Annotated in this window: 17 protein-coding genes and 1 pseudogene; 7 read left to right on the plus strand and 11 right to left on the minus strand. The window is 40.2% G+C overall.

Features of this window, described 5'->3' with window-relative positions; genetic code table 11:
• The 3 genes from PX700_RS20260 to exaC form a co-directional block, all read right to left on the minus strand.
• A partial coding sequence (locus PX700_RS20260) for a transposase (RefSeq protein WP_479521742.1) occupies window positions 1-240 on the minus strand: 240 nt, incomplete at its 3' end.
• Window positions 241-729: 489 nt separating this feature from the next.
• Window positions 730-1104, minus strand: a complete 375-nt coding sequence (locus PX700_RS20265; protein WP_352296017.1) for a hypothetical protein — start codon at window positions 1102-1104, stop codon at window positions 730-732.
• A 460-nt stretch (window positions 1105-1564) separates the two neighbouring features.
• Window positions 1565-3085, minus strand: a complete 1521-nt coding sequence (gene exaC / locus PX700_RS20270) for an acetaldehyde dehydrogenase ExaC (RefSeq protein WP_011329851.1) — start codon at window positions 3083-3085, stop codon at window positions 1565-1567.
• A gap of 185 nt (window positions 3086-3270) precedes the next feature.
• Between exaC and PX700_RS20275 the strand changes: the two genes are divergently transcribed.
• On the plus strand, window positions 3271-4173 hold the full coding sequence (locus PX700_RS20275) for an AraC family transcriptional regulator (protein WP_192532617.1): 903 nt from the start codon (window positions 3271-3273) through the stop codon (window positions 4171-4173).
• A 110-nt stretch (window positions 4174-4283) separates the two neighbouring features.
• Here the strand turns inward: PX700_RS20275 and PX700_RS20280 are convergent.
• Together PX700_RS20280 and PX700_RS20285 are read right to left on the minus strand one after the other, a co-directional pair.
• Window positions 4284-4394 (minus strand): annotated as a pseudogene (locus PX700_RS20280) (hypothetical protein); the annotation flags it as partial.
• Between the two features lie 94 nt (window positions 4395-4488).
• Complete coding sequence (locus tag PX700_RS20285) at window positions 4489-4884, minus strand: hypothetical protein (protein ID WP_290193274.1); 396 nt, start codon at window positions 4882-4884, stop codon at window positions 4489-4491.
• A 202-nt stretch (window positions 4885-5086) separates the two neighbouring features.
• Between PX700_RS20285 and PX700_RS20290 the strand changes: the two genes are divergently transcribed.
• Entirely contained in the window at window positions 5087-6307 is a 1221-nt protein-coding gene (locus PX700_RS20290; RefSeq protein WP_479521743.1) for a M24 family metallopeptidase, read from the plus strand.
• 82 nt (window positions 6308-6389) lie between these two features.
• Here PX700_RS20290 and PX700_RS20295 read toward each other — a convergent pair whose 3' ends face one another.
• Window positions 6390-7265, minus strand: coding sequence for a DMT family transporter (locus PX700_RS20295; RefSeq protein WP_010553617.1), 876 nt, complete (start codon window positions 7263-7265; stop codon window positions 6390-6392).
• A 97-nt stretch (window positions 7266-7362) separates the two neighbouring features.
• On the opposite strand from PX700_RS20295, the gene PX700_RS20300 reads away from it, so the two are divergent.
• The gene (locus PX700_RS20300; protein WP_010553616.1) at window positions 7363-8262 is read left to right on the plus strand and encodes a LysR family transcriptional regulator; all 900 of its coding nucleotides are present in this window, start codon (window positions 7363-7365) and stop codon (window positions 8260-8262) included.
• Between the two features lie 114 nt (window positions 8263-8376).
• Window positions 8377-9408 (plus strand): LacI family DNA-binding transcriptional regulator, encoded by a 1032-nt coding sequence (locus PX700_RS20305; protein ID WP_024597773.1) that lies wholly within the window; start codon window positions 8377-8379, stop codon window positions 9406-9408.
• A gap of 95 nt (window positions 9409-9503) precedes the next feature.
• On the opposite strand, the gene gtfA is transcribed toward PX700_RS20305, so the two are convergent.
• Entirely contained in the window at window positions 9504-10976 is a 1473-nt protein-coding gene (gene gtfA / locus PX700_RS20310) for a sucrose phosphorylase (RefSeq protein WP_024605392.1), read from the minus strand.
• A gap of 176 nt (window positions 10977-11152) precedes the next feature.
• On the opposite strand from gtfA, the gene PX700_RS20315 reads away from it, so the two are divergent.
• The 3 genes from PX700_RS20315 (at window position 11153) to PX700_RS20325 (ending at window position 15994) form a co-directional block, all read left to right on the plus strand.
• Window positions 11153-12379 (plus strand): MFS transporter, encoded by a 1227-nt coding sequence (locus tag PX700_RS20315; RefSeq protein WP_024597775.1) that lies wholly within the window; start codon window positions 11153-11155, stop codon window positions 12377-12379.
• Between the two features lie 171 nt (window positions 12380-12550).
• Window positions 12551-14935: a TonB-dependent receptor gene (locus PX700_RS20320; protein ID WP_024605391.1), complete on the plus strand. Its 2385-nt coding sequence runs from the start codon at window positions 12551-12553 to the stop codon at window positions 14933-14935.
• Between the two features lie 111 nt (window positions 14936-15046).
• The gene (locus PX700_RS20325) at window positions 15047-15994 is read left to right on the plus strand and encodes a carbohydrate kinase family protein (RefSeq protein ID WP_479521744.1); all 948 of its coding nucleotides are present in this window, start codon (window positions 15047-15049) and stop codon (window positions 15992-15994) included.
• A 44-nt stretch (window positions 15995-16038) separates the two neighbouring features.
• Here PX700_RS20325 and PX700_RS20330 read toward each other — a convergent pair whose 3' ends face one another.
• The 4 genes from PX700_RS20330 to PX700_RS20345 form a co-directional block, all read right to left on the minus strand.
• Window positions 16039-16491 carry a nuclear transport factor 2 family protein gene (locus tag PX700_RS20330; protein WP_479521745.1) on the minus strand — a complete coding sequence of 151 codons (453 nt, stop codon included), beginning with the start codon at window positions 16489-16491 and terminating at the stop codon, window positions 16039-16041.
• 157 nt (window positions 16492-16648) lie between these two features.
• Complete coding sequence (locus tag PX700_RS20335) at window positions 16649-17029, minus strand: SpoIIAA family protein (RefSeq protein ID WP_024605388.1); 381 nt, start codon at window positions 17027-17029, stop codon at window positions 16649-16651.
• A gap of 98 nt (window positions 17030-17127) precedes the next feature.
• Window positions 17128-17820: a cupin domain-containing protein gene (locus tag PX700_RS20340; RefSeq protein WP_290193113.1), complete on the minus strand. Its 693-nt coding sequence runs from the start codon at window positions 17818-17820 to the stop codon at window positions 17128-17130.
• Between the two features lie 41 nt (window positions 17821-17861).
• On the minus strand, window positions 17862-18482 hold the full coding sequence (locus PX700_RS20345; RefSeq protein ID WP_479521746.1) for a glutathione S-transferase family protein: 621 nt from the start codon (window positions 18480-18482) through the stop codon (window positions 17862-17864).
• Window positions 18483-18579 lie beyond the last annotated feature (97 nt).

Raw genomic sequence — 18579 nt, forward strand, 5'->3', positions numbered from 1 at the left:
GATGCGTTGGATTTGCTTTTTAAGTTCGCGGATTTCAATTTGTTCGGGCGTCATTGGCGAAGCCGATGGTGGCTGGCCATTCCGTTCTTGCTTTAATTGAGTTACCCACTTACTAACGGTTGATTTACCCACACCCATCGCTTTGGCTGCTTCTTCTTGAGTATAACTTTGGTCAACTACAAGCTGAGCTGTTTCTAATTTGATTGCTGCAGAATACGTTGCACGTTTTAATTTCGTCATTTTTTCACCCAAATTTGTATGCTTATCAGCATAACATTTCTTTCTTAATGGGTGGCCAAAATCACTGTACCACTACAGAGTTAATGCATGGGATCAAGCATCGGGTGTGGCACAACCACCGACGGCGTTAGGATGGCAATGTAGCTAACGCTGCATTGAACCACGAACATAGACTGAAGACAGGTGCCACGACGAAATAAGTAAGGTCTGCTCTGTTACTAGAAATAGTAATAACCAACGAATATCAGCAAGATAACCGACGACATTACTTGCTTCATCCTATGTATTAACTCGCTCTAATTCGAGCTAAAGTAATTATGGCTTAAAAAGTTAGGCAGGGATCAGTGCGTTTAACTTGACAGTGGGAGTCATACCAACGCCTTGCTCACCGGCGAGTAAGTTGGTGCTGTTTTTGCTGCCTTTTCTCTTAGCAAAAACCGCGACAACTGTATCGAGTCCGCGTGCAGCAACTTGTTAGCAATATCATCTTCAGGGCAACACCTTAACTTCGACAGAATATTTCCACGTTTCTGTTTCATCATCACCTAACTCCATGCTAGCGCGATCGCCTTTAGAGCTAAGAACAAATATCGGCATATCCATATAGGAGTTGCCATCTTCATAAACACAAGACATTTGCCCTTCTAGTAAAAGGCTAGCTCCATCCTGCTCTGTCAACTTTCCCAAATAAGTACAACCACCAACTTGAGAGGTGCCACTTTTATTGGTTTTTGAAACATCAAAAGCAGGGAATACTAACTCTGATTTTGCGTCTTTTACCGTTACTAACACTTCATAACCACTTTCTGCAAAAGCAAAACCGTGGAATCCAATCCCCAATAAAAACAATAATTTAATTTTCATAAACCCTAATCAACCTCTATATTGTGTGCTATCCAGCAACTGATTGCTAACAGCTTATAGAACACCACTATGGGGGGTTATAACACCCCAAAACGGCGTATATTACATTGCTTAATAATTCCATCAAACAACTCTAATTTAAACAAGTAATTACGTGTGTTATAAAATTGCCCTTGTTTAAATACCTCAGAACGACTTTTAATAATGTTATCCGACAAAGCCGCAACTATTGCCAATTTATACAGTTATTAATTATAAAATTTAGCTGGTATGAAACACCCTTTTGTAACACTGAAAAAAGAACACATATATAATAAAAACATGCAAAAAACACGATTGCTGCTAAGAGCGATAACGCGGTTGAGTCGTTTTAAATTCATTAAACCAATGTACAAAAAAGCGCTGCAAATATGCAGCGCTTATTACTTAACGGTTGTTTATTTAAACTTTGTACTTAAAATTAAAAGAAGCCGAGCGGATCTTCGCTGTAGCTTACTAATAGGTTTTTAGTTTGTTGGTAGTGACCCAGTGCGAGTTTGTGGTTTTCGCGACCAATACCTGATTTTTTATAGCCGCCAAACGCGGCATGAGCCGGATACATGTGGTAGCAGTTAGTCCATACTCGGCCTGCCTCAATTTTACGCCCCATACGATACGCTTGGTTCATGTTGCGGCTCCATACACCGGCGCCTAAACCAAATTCAGAGCTATTGGCAAGTGCCAACGCTTCGGCTTCGTCTTTAAAGGTCGACATTGAAATAACCGGGCCAAAAATCTCTTCTTGGAATACCCGCATGTCGTTGGTGCCTTTTAATAGCGTAGGCTGAATGTAATATCCGCCGTTAAGATCATCGCTTAACTGCTCTACGTTGCCACCAGTAAGTACTTCGGCGCCTTCTTTTTTACCTATTTCGATGTAGCTTAATATTTTATCAAATTGCGCTTTAGACGCCTGCGCACCTACCATGGTTTCGGTATCTAGCGGGTTACCACGTTTAATTTGTGCAGTGCGCTGTAAAATGCGTTCAATAAATTGCTCGTAAATATCTTCTTGAATAAATAGTCGCGATGGGCAAGTACATACTTCACCTTGGTTAAAGTAGGCCAGTATTGCGCCCTCTATTGCTTTAGATAAAAAAGCGTCGTCTTTGTCCATTACATCGCTAAAGAAAATATTGGGTGACTTACCACCTAGCTCTACCGTTGATGGAATTATGTTTTCGGCGGCGCATTTTAAAATATGTGAACCCACTGGGGTAGACCCCGTAAAGGCGATTTTAGCAATACGGGTGTTGGTAGCCAGGGCTTCACCTGCTTCTTTACCAAAGCCATTAACTACGTTGAGTACGCCCGCTGGCAGTAAGTCGCCAATCACTTCCATCAGCACTAAAATAGAGGCAGGGGTTTGCTCTGCTGGTTTTAGTATTACACAGTTACCCGCAGCTAAGGCTGGGGCTAGCTTCCACGCTGCCATTAGTATTGGGAAGTTCCACGGAATTATTTGCCCAACTACACCTAACGGTTCATTAAAATGATAGGCAACGGTAGTTTCATCAATTTCACTAATACCGCCCTCTTGTGAGCGCAGGCAACCTGCAAAATAACGAAAGTGATCGGCGGCTAGTGGAATATCGGCCGCGAGTGTTTCGCGAATTGCTTTGCCGTTATCCCACGTTTCGGCAACTGCAAGTAACTCTAAATTTTGTTCAATACGGTCGGCTATTTTTAGTAATACGTTACTACGATCGGTAACCGATGTAGTACCCCACTGCGCTTTTACTGCGTGGGCTTTGTCGAGCGCAAGTTCAATATCGTCTTTGTCGGAGCGCGCTACTTTACAAAATACTTTACCGTTTACAGGGCTAATATTTTCAAAGTACTGGCCGTTTACTGGCTTTACCCATTCTCCTCCAATGTAGTTTTCGTATTGCGCTTTAAAGGTAATTAGTGCATCTTTTTCGCCTGGATTTGCATAAATCATAGTGACACTCTCTTGTTGTTATTAGCTAAAAGTCGAGCTATTAAATAAGTCTTTTTGCTTTATATTTAATCAAGTGCTGTTTTATAATTAATCAGCATTGATTGACATTAAACTATCAAACACTTAAAAGCATGTATTGCTGTCCACAAAAGTTGTCTATGAGTCCAGATTTAAAAGGGATTAAAATGCATACTCCGCAATTAAATAAGCAACGCCAGCAATTAAAGGTGCTAATTGAAAATAAAGTGACCTTTGCTGCCGATAATAGCGAGCTAAGTATTTACGATACTTATCAAAATGCACAAAAAGTAGCTTTGCATTCAAAAGAATTACTTTTTTGCGCCATGCTTAGTGGTAAAAAGGTAATGCATGTAGAGAGCTGCCAATACCATAAGGCATTTTTACCTCACGAATCCTTTGTATTAGCACCAGAGCAAGGGGTATTAATTGACTTTGAACAAGCATCTTTAAGCGCGCCTACTACCTGCCTTGCTATTGAAATAAGCACAGACAAAATAACGCAGGTGGCTAATGCACTCAATATTGAGCAACGCTTTGCCAGCGATGACTTATTTGCCTATACACCGCAGCTGGTACATAGCCAGCACAATAGCCAAACCCAACAACTTTTAGCGCGTATGGTGCATTTATTTAGTGAGCCCGACGAGCAGCGAGGTTATTTAATCGACTTATCGTTAAACGAGCTTATTACCCGTTTGCTACAGCAGCAAAGTCGAGATTTATTACTAAAACATGGCAATAATCCGCAGCTTAAAACACCGGTAAATAATGCTTTGCAATACATAGAAGAGCACTTAAATGAGGCATTGGATATAGAGAGACTGTGTAAAATTGCCTGCATGAGTCGCAGCAAGTTTTATCAACAATTTAAGTTGGCGTTTGGTACGAGCCCAGCACTGTGGCAGCAGCAACTTAGGCTTAAAAGAGCCTATAGTAAATTGTTACAGGGGCGCACGGTTAGCCAAGCGTGTTATGAGCTGGGTTTTAATTGCCCTAGCCATTTTAGCCGATTATTTAAACAAGCCTATGGCGTACCACCAGCAAGCATTGCCAAAAAAAACCATTAAGTGATGGTTTAGGTTAATTTTATAGCGAGGTTAATTAACGTTTCGAAGGCACTAAATGCGCCTACGAAACTTATTTTATTGTATTTTTTATGGCGCATTAATACTGCGTATTAAAACCAAATTTCAACCTGAGCGCCTGCAACTAAGGCACTTTCGTCGCCCTCTTTGCCTGCAACACTTAACCCAGACTCTTGCCCGGCAGCCTTGTTCCAATCAAAATTACTTAGATAAAAGAAGAGTAAACAGAGTGGTAGGCTCCCTCAAAAGCGCTGCACTTAAACGCTATTAAAGGATAACGAGGGGATTTAAATCAAGCTAAATCAAACTAAAATAACTAAAAGCACATAAACTAATACCGGCTAATAACCATACTAATCCGTAGCTTTGCCAAAGTATTGCGTTATTATAAACCTGCTGCGGGTTATTTTTGTCAACTAACAGTGTGCAGGTTTTACCTTGTTTAAAACGGGTAAACATTTTTTCACGATATTCCACTAATACACTGTGCACCTGCCCATCAAAACGAAAACTCACTAGCATAGTTGGCTGATGCAACATTTCGGGTGCTGTTATTTGATTATTTGCCACGGCAGTTATTTGTTCTACAACACAAACCCGCCAGTGGCGTTTACTTACTTTACATTTTAACCAGCGTACAAATGGCAAAGTGCCAATTATTATAAATACCCCCCCCAACCACAACAGAGCCATACAACCACCTTTGTTTTTATTTTTATAGTTTACTAAACAACATACACAGCAAACAAAATGCCTAGACTATGTAGTACATACCTAGATTAATATAGCGCATTGGCTTTATTAAATACATGCTCAGATTACAAAATTTAACCGCAAGCAACTTGCAGTTAACCTGCCGCACAAGCACAATAGCCGCATAAAAGAGGAGATCATTATGACCACAATTGGTATTGGCACCCAAACCAAAGAACAAGCACTCGCTAGCTTAAGCAATATGACCAGCGATTTAACCCCTATTCAACCGGCAGAATATTTATCTCGTATAGCCAAAGCGCAAACGTATATGCAAAACAATGGCATTGATGCCATTTATTTAAATGCAGGTACTAACCTCGCCTATTTTACCGGTATGCGTTGGTATGCAAGTGAGCGTTTAGTTGGCGCAATTTTGCCTGCTAAAGGTGAAGTGCAATACATAGCTCCTTATTTTGAAATTGGCTCACTCAATGGTTTTAAAGTAATTGACGGGCCAATCCGTGGCTGGCAAGAGCATCAAAACCCATATCAGTTATTTGTTAATATATTAACGGAAATGGGTATTGCGGCTAATGGCACTATTGGTATTGACGAAAGCGCGCAGTTCTTTATTTTTGATGGTATTAATAAAGCACAAACGGGCTTAAATTTAGTGAATGCTCAACCTGTTACAGCACATTGTAGAATGCATAAATCAGCCAATGAGCTGGCGTTAATGCAACGCGCTATGGATATGACCTTAGTGGTTCACCAAGCTACGGCAAGCATGCTGCACGAGGGTATTAGTACCACTGAAGTTGAAGAGTTTATAAAGCTAGCGCATCAAAAAGTAGGCGCGCCGGGTAACTACTTTTGTATCGTGTTATTTGGGCTTGCAACGTCATTTCCGCATGGGGTAAAAGATCCGCAAATCCTTAAAAAAGGCGACATGGTACTTATTGATACTGGCTGTAAAGTACATGATTACTTATCTGATATTACCCGCACTTATGTGTTTGGTGACGCAACTGATCGCCAACGTCAATTTTGGAATAATGAAAAAGCAGCACAAATTGCAGCTTTCAATGCAGCAAAAATTGGCGTGCCATGTGAAGACGTAGATACAGCTGCGCGCAGCTACTTAGCTGAGCAAGGTTTAGGCCCTGATTATCAAACACCTGGTTGCCCGCACCGTACAGGCCACGGCATTGGTTTAGATATTCACGAATGGCCTTATTTGGTAGGCGGTAATAAAACGCCACTAGCCGCTGGCATGTGTTTTAGTAACGAGCCAATGCTGGTTATACCGGATGAATTTGGGGTGCGCTTAGAAGATCATTTTTATATGACCGACAGTGGTGCAAAATGGTTTACCGAGCCTAGTCACAGTATTGACGACCCGTTTGGTTTACAAAAGTAATATAAGCTCTAATTAACTTATATTTGCTTATTTGGCTTAAACGACTTTTTACTACTGCGCAGTACACACCACGCGCAGTAGTTTATTTTGTGAGTTGACGTTTAACCAATCGCTGTTTGTTTTTTTGTACGTTAGCCAACCATACTAAGGGTAAAATAATTAACGATGCGCCAATTATTAAGCCAAGTGTAGGTACTTCGCCAAACCAAAATAAACCAACAACGACAGCCGCCACTAAGCCACTATATTCAGCGCTAGCAACTTGGCTCGATTCGATTTTGCTATAAACATACACGCAAATTCCCGCATAAATTAAAATAAACAGTGTAGAGCCAAACGCAGTAATAAGTGCGGCCCAATGCCACGGCTCGTTTTCCCACAGCGCCAAACCTAATCCCACAGGCATACCTACTAAATTGGTAAGTAACAAAGTTTGCATAATACTATGATGTTTAGGTAACTTTCGTATTAGTACATTATTTATTGCCAGTGTAATTGCGACTACAAGTGCAAATATAGCCGCCCAATTAATGTCGGTAGGCTGAATAACAATAAGTACCCCTATAAAGCCAATAACAGCCACAGCTATGCTGCTTTTTGTTAGCTGTTCACGAAATATCATTACTGCTAAAGGCAGCATTAATAAAGGCGCTGCATAAAAAATAGCGTTAGCGGTTGCAAGCGGTAAAGCTTTTAGCGCAAACACCATAAATATAATACCAAATAACCATACATGTCCGCGTACCGCATGCCATTTTAAACCGGCAAATAAATGTTTTTTATTCGCCGACAAACAAAACGGGAGCAAAATTAATACTGCGGTAAGTTGGCGCATAAATACAAACTGAAACGTGGGGCTTTCTGCTGGTAAAGTTTTGATTATAGCATCAGAAAAAACCGCAATAATATTACCCACCACAAGTAATGTCATGCCTAAGCCAACCGATATTTTTTGCATTGTTACTCCGTGCCCGCAAATTAAAAACGCTAGCATAGAGCAATTCGTTTAATTATGTATAATGATTAAAATACTTTTAGTATGAGTTTAACTAATAATGAAATTACCCCCATTACGTGCTGTTCAGTGTTTTGAATCTGTAGCGCGATTAAATAGTTTTTCTAAAGCAGCAGAACATCTAAATGTGACGCAAAGTGCCGTGAGCCATCAGGTTAAATTACTAGAGCAATATTTAAACGAGCCGCTATTTAACCGCAGTGGTCGTAGCTTTTCATTAACCGACGCGGGCAATCGTTACTATCAAGAAGTGAGTCATTCATTAACCAGTTTAGCCTCTGCCACACAAAAAATACGTTACGGCGAGCCTGGGCATATTCGTTTAGCACTTTATAGCTCATTAGCTGTTAAGTGGTTAATACCGCGATTAGAAAGCTTTAAACATGACTCGCCAGATATCGACTTAACTTTAAATATGATTGTAGATGAGGCGGATTTTAGCGACCGTGTTGCCGATTGTTTTATTACCACAACGCCACCTAAAGGTGAGTTTGTCAGCTTATTTTTATTTGCAGAAAAGCTTTACCCTGCTTGTGGCAAAGGCATGTGGCAGCAATTAAAAAATCAATCGCTGCCCAATGAATTATGGAAGCACCCGCTGTTGTCGGTGCAGTATGATGAGTCAGAGCAACGTAGCACCAATGACTGGCAGCAATGGTGTAAAAGCGGCGGCTTTGAGCTGCCTAAAAACGTAAGAGTTAATCACTTTAGTCACGTTATACTGGCCGCAGAAGCTGCGCGTTATAATTTAGGTATTACGCTTATTGATGCGTTTTTTATTGCCTCACAGCACGATAACCACTTAGTTAAGTTGCCACTGCATGGAGTTGAAACCGGCTGTAAATTTTATTTTGTATATAAAAAATCGCGAGCAAAACAAACCGATATTATTACCCTAAGCCGCTGGCTAAAAGCCCAGTGGGCCGAGGTTAAAAAATAAAATGAAAGTATTAAGTCATCATACTTCATGCCAGTTTATAGCTATAACTATTATTTGATTTTATACTATCTCTATTAATTTAAGCACAGTCTTTTTAAAGGATAATCATAACTCATGAGAAAACCGGCCCACTGGACCTTAAAAAGTATCGCTCTAGAATTAGGTGTGTCTAATGCTACGGTTTCTAATGCGTTTAATCGCCCTGATCAGCTATCGGCTAAACGCCGAGAAGATATTCTTGCAGCGTGTAAAACTTTGGGCTATTACGGGCCTAATAAGGCCGCGCAATCATTGCGTAATGGCACATTTAATATTGTCGCTTTAGTACTGCCCGATAGTGTGGAATACATGGTGTCGGATCCTGTGGCTAGCAGCTTTATGCGCGGTGTTACTTCGGTGCTTGAAAAAAACGGCATTAATGTTTTATTGTTTTCAGGTAATAGCGATACCCTTAATAACATAGTCGACTTTGTTGATGGTTTTATTTGTTATGGCCGTCCTCGTAATAATGCATTGGTTGAGCAGTTAAAAATAGTGTCTAAACATGTGGTGACTATTGACTTTGATATAGCCCGCAATGCCTCTGTAAATATAAATAATGAGCAAGCCAGTTACGAAATTGCTAGGCACGTTATACATAATCAAAATGATAAAGTCGCTATTTTGGGACTTAGATTACTTGATGAAAACGTATTGTGCCGCGTGTATGAGCATTACGAATTTGAAGCCGGACAATCTATTTCTCATCAACGTTTACGTGGTTATCAACGCGCTTTAAGCGAGGCAAATATTACGGTAGCTGACGATCGTATTTGGAATATACCTGAAAGTAGCGAACGTTTTGCCAATATTGCTGCAAAAGAAGTACTTAGTGCATCACCGCATCCTAACGTTATAATTTGTATGAGTGATTTAATTGCCCTTGCCACAATGCGAGAAGCAATAAAGCAAGGCATAAAAATAGGTGAAGAACTGCGTATTGTGGGCTTTGATGGTATTGATGAAGCAGCCCGGTTTGTACCTCGCCTAACCACTATTCATCAAAACAGCCAAGAAAAAGGCGTTATAGCCGCTGAATTATTTATTTCTAAAGAAGAAAAAACTCAGGAAGTCAGTTACGAATTAGAGATTGGTGCGAGTAGTTAGCTTACAAGCCTTGTAATTGTTTTATGTATTAAAAAGCCAAGCTTAAGTAGCTTGGCTTTTGTTTTACATGGCGTTTATAAATTACTTTTACAGCATTAAGCTAAAAATGAATTTAAGTTAATCGTTGTTTCTTCATCACCGTTTAGCTGCGTAATCAGTGCATGGCGTAATTTAAAATCAACAGTAAGTGAAATAGTTTGCTCACCTAGTTGCCACGATAAACAACACATACTGCCTTCACCTTGGGCACTAAATTCACCTGCAAACGCGGGGTGTGAATTGCGAATTTTAATTAATTCAATTAAACCTTTTACTACAGGCTTATTCAAGGCTTTGTCGATTATATTTGCATCTAAATATGGGCGGTTAATATCACGGCCAACATTTGTATTAGCTAATAGATCCATGTCGTTTTCGCAGGCAAATAAGCCGCCGTAATATACTTGTGGTACACCTGGAGCAAAAAATTGAATTGCACGCGACAGTAAGTAATCAAAGTCTTTAGCGCCTAATGCGTTGTAGTACGTACAGTTAACTTGATATAAGTCGACATTACTCGCCGCAGCGCCCGTAGCTTGGCGGCTTTGGTTGTTACTGTTGGCGTGCATTGTTTCTACTAGGTTATCAATCTGCTGTGCATTTAATAGCCCTGGCTTGTCGCCCATTGGACCTGCGTCAATAATGCCAATACCGTCGTGTGTATCAAGTACGGTTAAGCAATTGCGTGGCGAAATTTGTAACCATTTGAGCAGTGCATCTACATCGTTGTTAAATAAGCTGTGTAAAATAAGTGGTGGTAACGCAAAGTCGTAAACCATATTTACACGTTTTGCCACTTCTACCTGAGTTTGATAATGGCTATGTATTTCTGCAATGGTTTCCATGCCTAAATCGTTTGCTTGCTTAGATAAGTTATCTAGGTAACCAAATGTTTCATCAAGCATAAAGCAATTAGTGCCCGCTTGCTTAATGGCGTAGCCCGCCGCATCTAAACGAATAATATTTACATTGTTAGCCGAAAATTTAGTAAGTACGTTATTTAAATACGCAACACCGGCTTCTGCTTTTACGTTTATATCGATTTGATTGTCGGTAAAAGTGGTCCAAAAATCATACGTTTGGCCGTCGCCACAATGCATTGGCGTAAAACAGCTACCTGGGCGTGGGCGGTAAATTGCTTTTTGCTCAGCTTCGCTCATACCATTTGGAAATACATCTTCTTTGGTTAAAAATAAATCCCAAAATTCTGATTGCTTACCTTTAGCTAATACATCTTGAAACTGAAAAGACTGCGCCGATACATGGTTAACAATTAGGTCTGCCATTAAGTCGAGATCTTTACCTAATACTTGTATGTCTTCCCAAGTACCTATTCTAGAATCAACTTCACTATGATCAATAGGGTCAAAGCCAGCATCGCTGCCATCAATAGGATTGTAAAATGGCAATAAGTGCACACCACCAAATACGCCTTTTAAAGGGCCGTTTAAAAGTGTAGTTAGCGCGCCTATATTTTGGCCAGTGATTCGATCAGCGTATGTGATCAATTGAACTTTATTCTTCATCATTGTGTGATTACCATGTTGAAACTTAATCGATTAAGATATATCTTTAACTAGCGAGTAAGAATTTACAAGTAATTTTTAATAATTTTACATACAAATTTCGTGGCTCACGTAATACTACAGTAAGCAACTGACTGACTTACGAAGTGTTAATAGAGAATTTAACGAGGAATAAACACATGACAAAATCACACACACACGTAAGCAGCGACCCACTGCAACAAATACGCTGGCTTACATACATGATGTTTTTTATGTTTGCCATGACCTCTGACGCAGTCGGCATGATAATCCCCGAACTTATAAAAGATTTCGGTTTGAGCATGACTCAAGCTAGTGCATTTCATTACGCTCCCATGGCATTAATAGCCTTTAGTGGCTTATTTTTAGGCTTTTTAGCTGACAGCCTTGGCCGTAAGAAAACCATTATGCTAGGTCTATTAATATTTTCTGCGAGTTGTTTTTTATTTGCATTTAGCACCAGTTTTACTTTCTTTTTAGTATTGCTTTGCTGCATAGGCTTGGCCATTGGTTTATTTAAAACCGGCGCACTGGCATTGCTTGGCGATATTTCGCATAGTAACGACGACCACACTAAAACCATGAACAAGGTTGAGGGCTTTTTTGGCATTGGCGCTATTGTAGGCCCTGCCCTAGTTGGTGTTTTATTAGTGCAAAACGTAAGTTGGACATACCTGTATATTACTGCGGGCGTAATGTGTTTAATTCTTGCTTTATTAGCATGGCGCGCAGACTACCCTGACGTAGTAAAAACAACTGAAAAGCCAGCCTCTTTGGCCACCACCCTAAAAATGGTAAAAAACCCCTATGCACTTGGCTTTTCTTTGGCTATTGCACTTTATGTAGCGACTGAAGTGGCTATTTATGTATGGATGCCAACGCTATTAAAGGACTACACAGGCTCTTGGCCGCTCCTTGCAACTTATGCACTTACTATATTTTTTATACTACGTGCTGCAGGTCGTTTTATTGCCGTATGGTTACTAAACCGTTATAGCTGGCAAGGTGTTATGGCTTATTTAAGCTTAGGTATTGCGCTTTGTTATGTGGGCACACTTATTGGGGGGGTTGATTGGGCTGTAGGGTTATTACCTCTTTCAGGTTTATTTATGTCTATGGTTTATCCAACTTTAAACTCTAAAGGTATATCGTGTTTTCCTGCTGAGCGCCATGGAGCCGTAGCCGGCGTTATATTATTTTTCACCGCATTATCAGCTGCTTTAGCTCCTTTATTTATGGGTATGATCAGCGATTACTTTGGCCATGTGCGCTATGGCTTTTACTTAGCAACAGGGTTTGCCGTGATTTTATTTGTAGCTATGTTGTTCAATTATTTACGCGACCCATCAATGAGTGCTTTACAAGAAAGTAACCCAACAGCTTAATAAACTTGTATCTCAATACAATAAAAAACACTTTTAAAATCAACATATGAATAATAAAAGAGCAAATTAAACACAAAATGATTTGCTTATTGTAAAATATTTGTTATTTTTACTTAATCGATTAAGTAAAAATAACAAATCCTATTGGGATCAACACAACGAGGCGTTCACATGACAACACACCACACACCTTTATATTTAATCAGTGCTTTGGCACTTGCTGTAAGCCAAGGCGTTCATGCACAAGATGAGCAAGAAACCAAAGTCCAAGCCAACAAGGGCCTTGAAACAATTGTTGTTACCGGTGTACCTCGCCGAACAACCATTATGGCGTCGAGTTCATCAGTAAGCAGTTTATCGCTTGAACAAGTAGAGGTGTCTACACCTCGCTCAACGGCTGAAGCATTTAGAATTATTCCGGGTGTTCGCGCCGAATCAACTGGCGGCGAAGGTAACGCTAACATTGCTGTTCGTGGTTTACCTGTAGCATCGGGTGGCGCTAAGTTTTTACAACTACAAGAAGATGGCCTTCCTGTTATGCAGTTTGGTGATGTTGCCTTTGGTAATTCTGATATTTTTATGCGATTAGATAATACGGTGCAGACTATCGAATCGATTCGTGGTGGCTCAGCATCTACTGCAGCAAGTAATGCACCTGGTGGCATTATTAACTTTATCTCTAAAAATGGCGAAAACGAATCTGGCAGTGTATCTACAACACTTGGCTTAGATTACGACAACGTTCGTACAGACTTTGAATACGGCACTTACTTAACCGATAGCGTGCGTTTTCATGTTGGTGGCTTTGTTCGACAAGGCGAAGGCCCGCGCGAAACAGGTTACACGTCTAATAAAGGTGGCCAAATAAAAGCTAACCTTACAAAAGATTTTGACAACGGTTACGTTCGCCTTTATTACAAACACTTAGATGATAAGAGTGTTGGCTACCTTCCTATGCCAATGTACTCAAATGGTGACTCTATTGCTGGCTTTGATGCGCAATCAGACACACCTCACTCAGCGTTATTTACTAAAACAGCACGCTTAAATGGTGAAAACCAAATCAGTAGCGGCGATATCCGCGATGGTATGAATCCAAAGGTTGATTCTGTTGGTTTTGAAGCTGTATTTGATTTAGATAACGATTGGCGTATCGAAAACCGTTTTCGTAAATCATCAATAAGCGGCAACTTTAATTCACCTTTCACAGAACAAGTAGGTAGTGCAACATCAATAGCAGAAAGCATTGGTGGCGCAGGTGCAACCTTGAGTAACGCGAACACCGGTGAAGCGTTTAACGATGGTTTAGCAATGAAGATGGTGACATTTGATGTCACAATGAATGACTTTGGATCTATAGTTAATGACTTTAAATTAACTAAATCGTTCGACGATGATACCAGTCTTACATTTGGTTACTATGCATCTACGCAAAACATTGCGATGTCGTGGTTATGGAACTCTTACGTAATGGAGCTCAAGGGTGACAATGCTGCATTATTAAATGTAACAGGTGCCGATGGCACTGAGTTATCTGAAAACGGTTTATACGCTTACAGTGCATTTGGTAACTGCTGCCAACGTGATTACGATACGGAATACGATACACGCGCCCCTTACGTAGCATTTTCTACTAAGCTAGGTGATGTCAGTATTGATGCTAGTGCTCGCTACGATAGCGGTGAAGCTCGCGGAACATACGCAGGTGCAGTGACTTCAACAGTAGATATGAACCGCGACGGTGAAATATCAATCCCTGAGCAAAACGTTGCAGGTATTGATACTGCAAACGCAAGTCCAGTAAATTATGACTGGAACTATTCTTCTTATTCAATTGGTGCTAATTATCAAATTGACCCAAGCCTTGCTACGTTTGCACGTATTAGTAAAGGTGGTCGTGCAAATGCTGACCGTCTTTTATTTGGTAAAGTACGCGCCGACGGCTCTGTTGCAAAAGAAGACGCTGTTGATGAAGTAAACCAGTTTGAGTTTGGTGTTAAGAAGCGCTTTGATTCGTTATCAGTATTTGCTACTGCGTTTTTTGCCGAAACTGAAGAGCAAAACTTTGAAGCAACATCACAAACATTTTTTGACCGTGAATACGAAGCAAAAGGGATTGAAATAGAATCTACTTACTTTATTGATGCATGGGATTTTCGCGGTAATTTAACCTGGACCGATGCAGAAATAGCAAAAGATGCGCTTAACCCAGATGTTGTAGGTAATACGCCACGTCGTCAAGCCGATTTAATTTACTCATTAATGGCACGTTACAACTATGAAAAAGGCGCTGCAGGGGTAAGTTTCATTGGTACTACCGATGCGTACGCTCAAGATAATAACGACTTGCAATTTGACGGCTACACACAGGTAAATGGCTTTGTAAGCTATGATTTATCTGAAAACCTTAATATTGCGCTTAATGTAAACAACCTATTTGATACAGTAGGTATTACAGAAGCAGAAGAAGGCTCAGTACCTGAAAACAACATTATTCGTGCCCGTGCTATTAACGGCCGCACAACGTCGGTAACTTTAAAATACGCTTTTAACTAAATGTGTATTGCGCTGCGGTGAGTAGTCACTGTAGCGCCTTTTAAAGTATGAATAATTAACACCCTTCACGTTTTTTAGCCTAGCCTTGCTAGGCTTTTTAGGATATTCCAAATGACCAAACTTCTGTGCTTAGGCGAGCTATTAATTGACATGCTGCCACAAGATGCGAATAACTCTGCCTATTTACCTATACCAGGTGGCGCACCTGCCAATGTAGCTGTTGGCTATGAAAAACTCGGAGGTGAAGCTGCATTTTGTGGTGGTAGAGGGGACGATCATTTTGCCAATCAATTAAGTAATGCATTAGCGCAATACAATGTAAATACAGACTATTTATTTACCATTGCAGGTTCACAAACCGCTATGGTTATAGTAAGCCTTGATGAAACCGGCGAGCGTAGTTTTGGCTTTTATCGCCATAACACAGCCGATGTACTATTAACCCAGGCGCATTTAGTGCGTATAAATTGGCAAGAAATAAGTACACTACACTTTTGCTCAAACACATTGACCGAATCAGCAATTGCAAGCACAACGGTTAAAGCGCTAGAACTTGCAAAAGCGAATAATAAGCTCGTCAGTTTTGATGTAAATTTACGCTACAGCTTGTGGGAAAATACAAACGATATAGCAAGCAATGTAAAAGCTTGTTACACCTATTGTGACATAGTAAAACTCTCGCGTGATGAGCTTAATTTTTTAGCTCAGCATAGCGATACAACGAGCGATGATTACATTCAAGCGCTATTAAATACCGGAGTAAAACTGGTGTTTTTAACCGATGGGCCAGAGCCTGCCAAGGTTTACCACAGCGCATTTACACTTAACGAATCGGCACCAAAAATAAACGCCGTAGATACAACAAGCGCGGGCGATGCATTTATAGCGGGGGTTTTATACTACTTAAATAACTTGGGAAGTGATTTACCACTAGCAGATAAACTAAATGATAAAGCGAGCGTAAAAGACGCCCTGCACTTTGCTCTTAAATGTGGCTCTAAAGCGTGTTTAGCTAAAGGGGCATTTCCGGCATTACCTGTACTGGCTGATGTAATTTAAACGATTAAAGCCCCATATTACAGGGCTTTAAATTAGAGTTATATCTATTGCTTTATAAAGGTGACACCTTTGGGTATTTCATCTTGGGGTAACCGAGTAGAGTGCATTTGCGATAACAACCATTTATCGCCCACTTTTGATACAACAACGCTTTCTAACCAATAAATATCAATACTTCTTTGAGTGTTTTTAATATTGGCTTTATTCCAGTAATTAATAAATGCAACATCACCCACTACACGCGAATTTATAACACTAAAATAATTAGTTCTTATAAAGTCAGAAGGCTTAACTACATTTATAAAGTCATTAATAGTCCACACTTCACCGTGTTCTAAAAGTAGAAATGAATCATCAACGGCTACACGCATTTGCGAGTGATCAACGTTAGAAACAGCTAAAAAAAGATCGCTAACCGGCGTGAATATGTTGTTATCTTTTGCATGTATTGATGTAGAAAATATCAGGAATGTAATAAAGGTAAGTACTTGTTTCATTGTTTTTATAATATGTAATTTGCTCAATAATAATGAGTGTATTTTAATAGAGCAGTATTAACAATTGAAATAAAGCGAATGTAACTACTTAATAACGTTACCCATAGAGCAAAAAAGCACTCTATAAGAGTGCTTTAATTTAAGTTTTTAAACCAGGCTATTCGTCTAGCCAATCTATGGCTGCGGTAGCATTTTCAAAGTATTGAACCTCACCCGATATAAACCAGTTACCTATTTTTGCCATTCGAGCTTGCCACTCTTTATTACCGTAAATAGCTACTTTTTTAAATTCTTTAGAGTGCTTAACACCTAACTTTAAGTCATCCCACGCTGCGCGTACTTCCCAACCTTCAAGTTCGCTACCATCTATTAAGGCGTTCACGACTGGATGCTTAACTTCGCCAAGAGCTGAATTTATCATTGGGGTAATTATTTTGTAGTCGTCGTGAGTAAGCGTACCAACGGCTTTAAGTTTTAAAAAAAACTCTCTTCCTGCACGTTCAAGACCAATCGATAAACCATGTGTTGTGTGTACCATTACTGCTCTCCTTAAATAGGCTGAGCGGTAAAAGTACACCTTCTAAAATTAATTAGTCCTGAACTAAATCAATAAATAATCTCAAATAAACGACTGATTTACGCATTTTGTACGCGAGATATCTGGTTTTCTACATCAGTTAAATGGCCCGTTTTAAGCCATACTTTTGCGCCATTACTTCCCGCCTTAACGTTAATGGAGCTATTAATAGGCACTCTTAACCAACTGTTTTTTACAAAGGTATCGGCTTGCTCATCAAATGAACCTTCAAGTACTAGCAGTTCTGCTCCACCTTTTGCGTTTATAACCATGCTGGCGTTGGGCTTAAAGTGCAGCAAGCTTACCTCTTCAAAGTCGTCTTTGTACAAAGGAGTTACAGCTACATTTTTAAAACTAGGGTGCGCCGTACTTTGCATCAAGTCCGTTTGTAAACGCACGTGGGTTCTATCATCAGGCTGAAACTGCCATAACTTTACAAATATAACGCAGCCATTTTCAGACCCCGGTTTGTGCTTTGATTGCGGTGGGTTACGGATATAAGAACCTGTCGGAAAGTCACCATGCTCATCTTGAAATACCCCTTCAAGTACAACAAACTCCTCACCGCCGGTGTGTACATGCGGCGAAAATTCACTGCCTGGTGCATAACGAACAATGGTCGTGGCGCGAGCAACTTCGTCGCCCACACGGTCCAGTGCTCGTCTATCAACGCCCGCCATTGGCGATGCAACCCACGGGAGCGTTTCGCTGTGTACAACAACTCGTTTACTAAAATCGGCAGCAATTTTCATATTTGGCTCCTAACCGTAACTCCACTTAAACTTTAAACTAATTACGCCGCAACACTTGTGCGTTTTGCTACTTTTTCTTGCCATGCTAATAAATGAGTTAACTCATTCGGGATTGCTATTTGTGCAAATCCAGCAAATACCAGCCCAGCATACAATGTAATATCAGCAATACTAAACTGCTCACCAGCAACAAACGCCGACTGCGCTAGTACATCATTAAAATAGCTAAACCCTTGGCGTGCTTTTTCACCTTGTTTTTCACCCCAAGCCACATTTTGATACGTTTCAAGCTCTGGACCTAAGCCATCAGTTGCATGATGAAAGTAAGTTGCCACAGCGTCAAGCACCATAGACTCTGCACGCTTTTGCATCATGTTAATTACTGCTCGCTCTTTTGCGGTTTCACCCATTAATGACGGGCCTTCAAATGCGGTATCAATATACTCAGTAATAGCGGTACTTTCTGATATAAACGTGCCGTCATCTAGCTCTAATACGGGCACACCTGCTAGTGGATTCTTAGCTAAGAAGGCTTCTGTTCTGTGCTCACCATTTAATAAATCAACAGGTACAAACTCAACATTTGAAGTGGCATTTTTTTCAGCTAAAGCGATACGAACACGAAGTGGATTTGGAAAGTTTTCTACATCATAAATTTTCATGGCAATCTCTATCTTTATTGTTTAAAAGTGAATTAGTGGCAGAAACCTACCTACCGATAGGTAATTTATAATATTAAACTAAATTTAAGTCAACGTT

Source organism: Pseudoalteromonas sp. TP27 (genome assembly GCF_056470645.1).

Bases quoted from the DNA above. Each gene is read 5' to 3' on its own strand.
- PX700_RS20265 (WP_352296017.1), bottom strand. From the start codon at position 1,104: ATGAAAATTAAATTATTGTTTTTATTGGGGATTGGATTCCACGGTTTT.
- exaC (WP_011329851.1), bottom strand. From the start codon at position 3,085: ATGATTTATGCAAATCCAGGCGAAAAAGATGCACTAATTACCTTTAAA.
- PX700_RS20275 (WP_192532617.1), top strand. From the start codon at position 3,271: ATGCATACTCCGCAATTAAATAAGCAACGCCAGCAATTAAAGGTGCTA.
- PX700_RS20285 (WP_290193274.1), bottom strand. From the start codon at position 4,884: ATGGCTCTGTTGTGGTTGGGGGGGGTATTTATAATAATTGGCACTTTG.
- PX700_RS20290 (WP_479521743.1), top strand. From the start codon at position 5,087: ATGACCACAATTGGTATTGGCACCCAAACCAAAGAACAAGCACTCGCT.
- PX700_RS20295 (WP_010553617.1), bottom strand. From the start codon at position 7,265: ATGCAAAAAATATCGGTTGGCTTAGGCATGACATTACTTGTGGTGGGT.
- PX700_RS20300 (WP_010553616.1), top strand. From the start codon at position 7,363: ATGAAATTACCCCCATTACGTGCTGTTCAGTGTTTTGAATCTGTAGCG.
- PX700_RS20305 (WP_024597773.1), top strand. From the start codon at position 8,377: ATGAGAAAACCGGCCCACTGGACCTTAAAAAGTATCGCTCTAGAATTA.
- gtfA (WP_024605392.1), bottom strand. From the start codon at position 10,976: ATGATGAAGAATAAAGTTCAATTGATCACATACGCTGATCGAATCACT.
- PX700_RS20315 (WP_024597775.1), top strand. From the start codon at position 11,153: ATGACAAAATCACACACACACGTAAGCAGCGACCCACTGCAACAAATA.
- PX700_RS20320 (WP_024605391.1), top strand. From the start codon at position 12,551: ATGACAACACACCACACACCTTTATATTTAATCAGTGCTTTGGCACTT.
- PX700_RS20325 (WP_479521744.1), top strand. From the start codon at position 15,047: ATGACCAAACTTCTGTGCTTAGGCGAGCTATTAATTGACATGCTGCCA.
- PX700_RS20330 (WP_479521745.1), bottom strand. From the start codon at position 16,491: ATGAAACAAGTACTTACCTTTATTACATTCCTGATATTTTCTACATCA.
- PX700_RS20335 (WP_024605388.1), bottom strand. From the start codon at position 17,029: ATGGTACACACAACACATGGTTTATCGATTGGTCTTGAACGTGCAGGA.
- PX700_RS20340 (WP_290193113.1), bottom strand. From the start codon at position 17,820: ATGAAAATTGCTGCCGATTTTAGTAAACGAGTTGTTGTACACAGCGAA.
- PX700_RS20345 (WP_479521746.1), bottom strand. From the start codon at position 18,482: ATGAAAATTTATGATGTAGAAAACTTTCCAAATCCACTTCGTGTTCGT.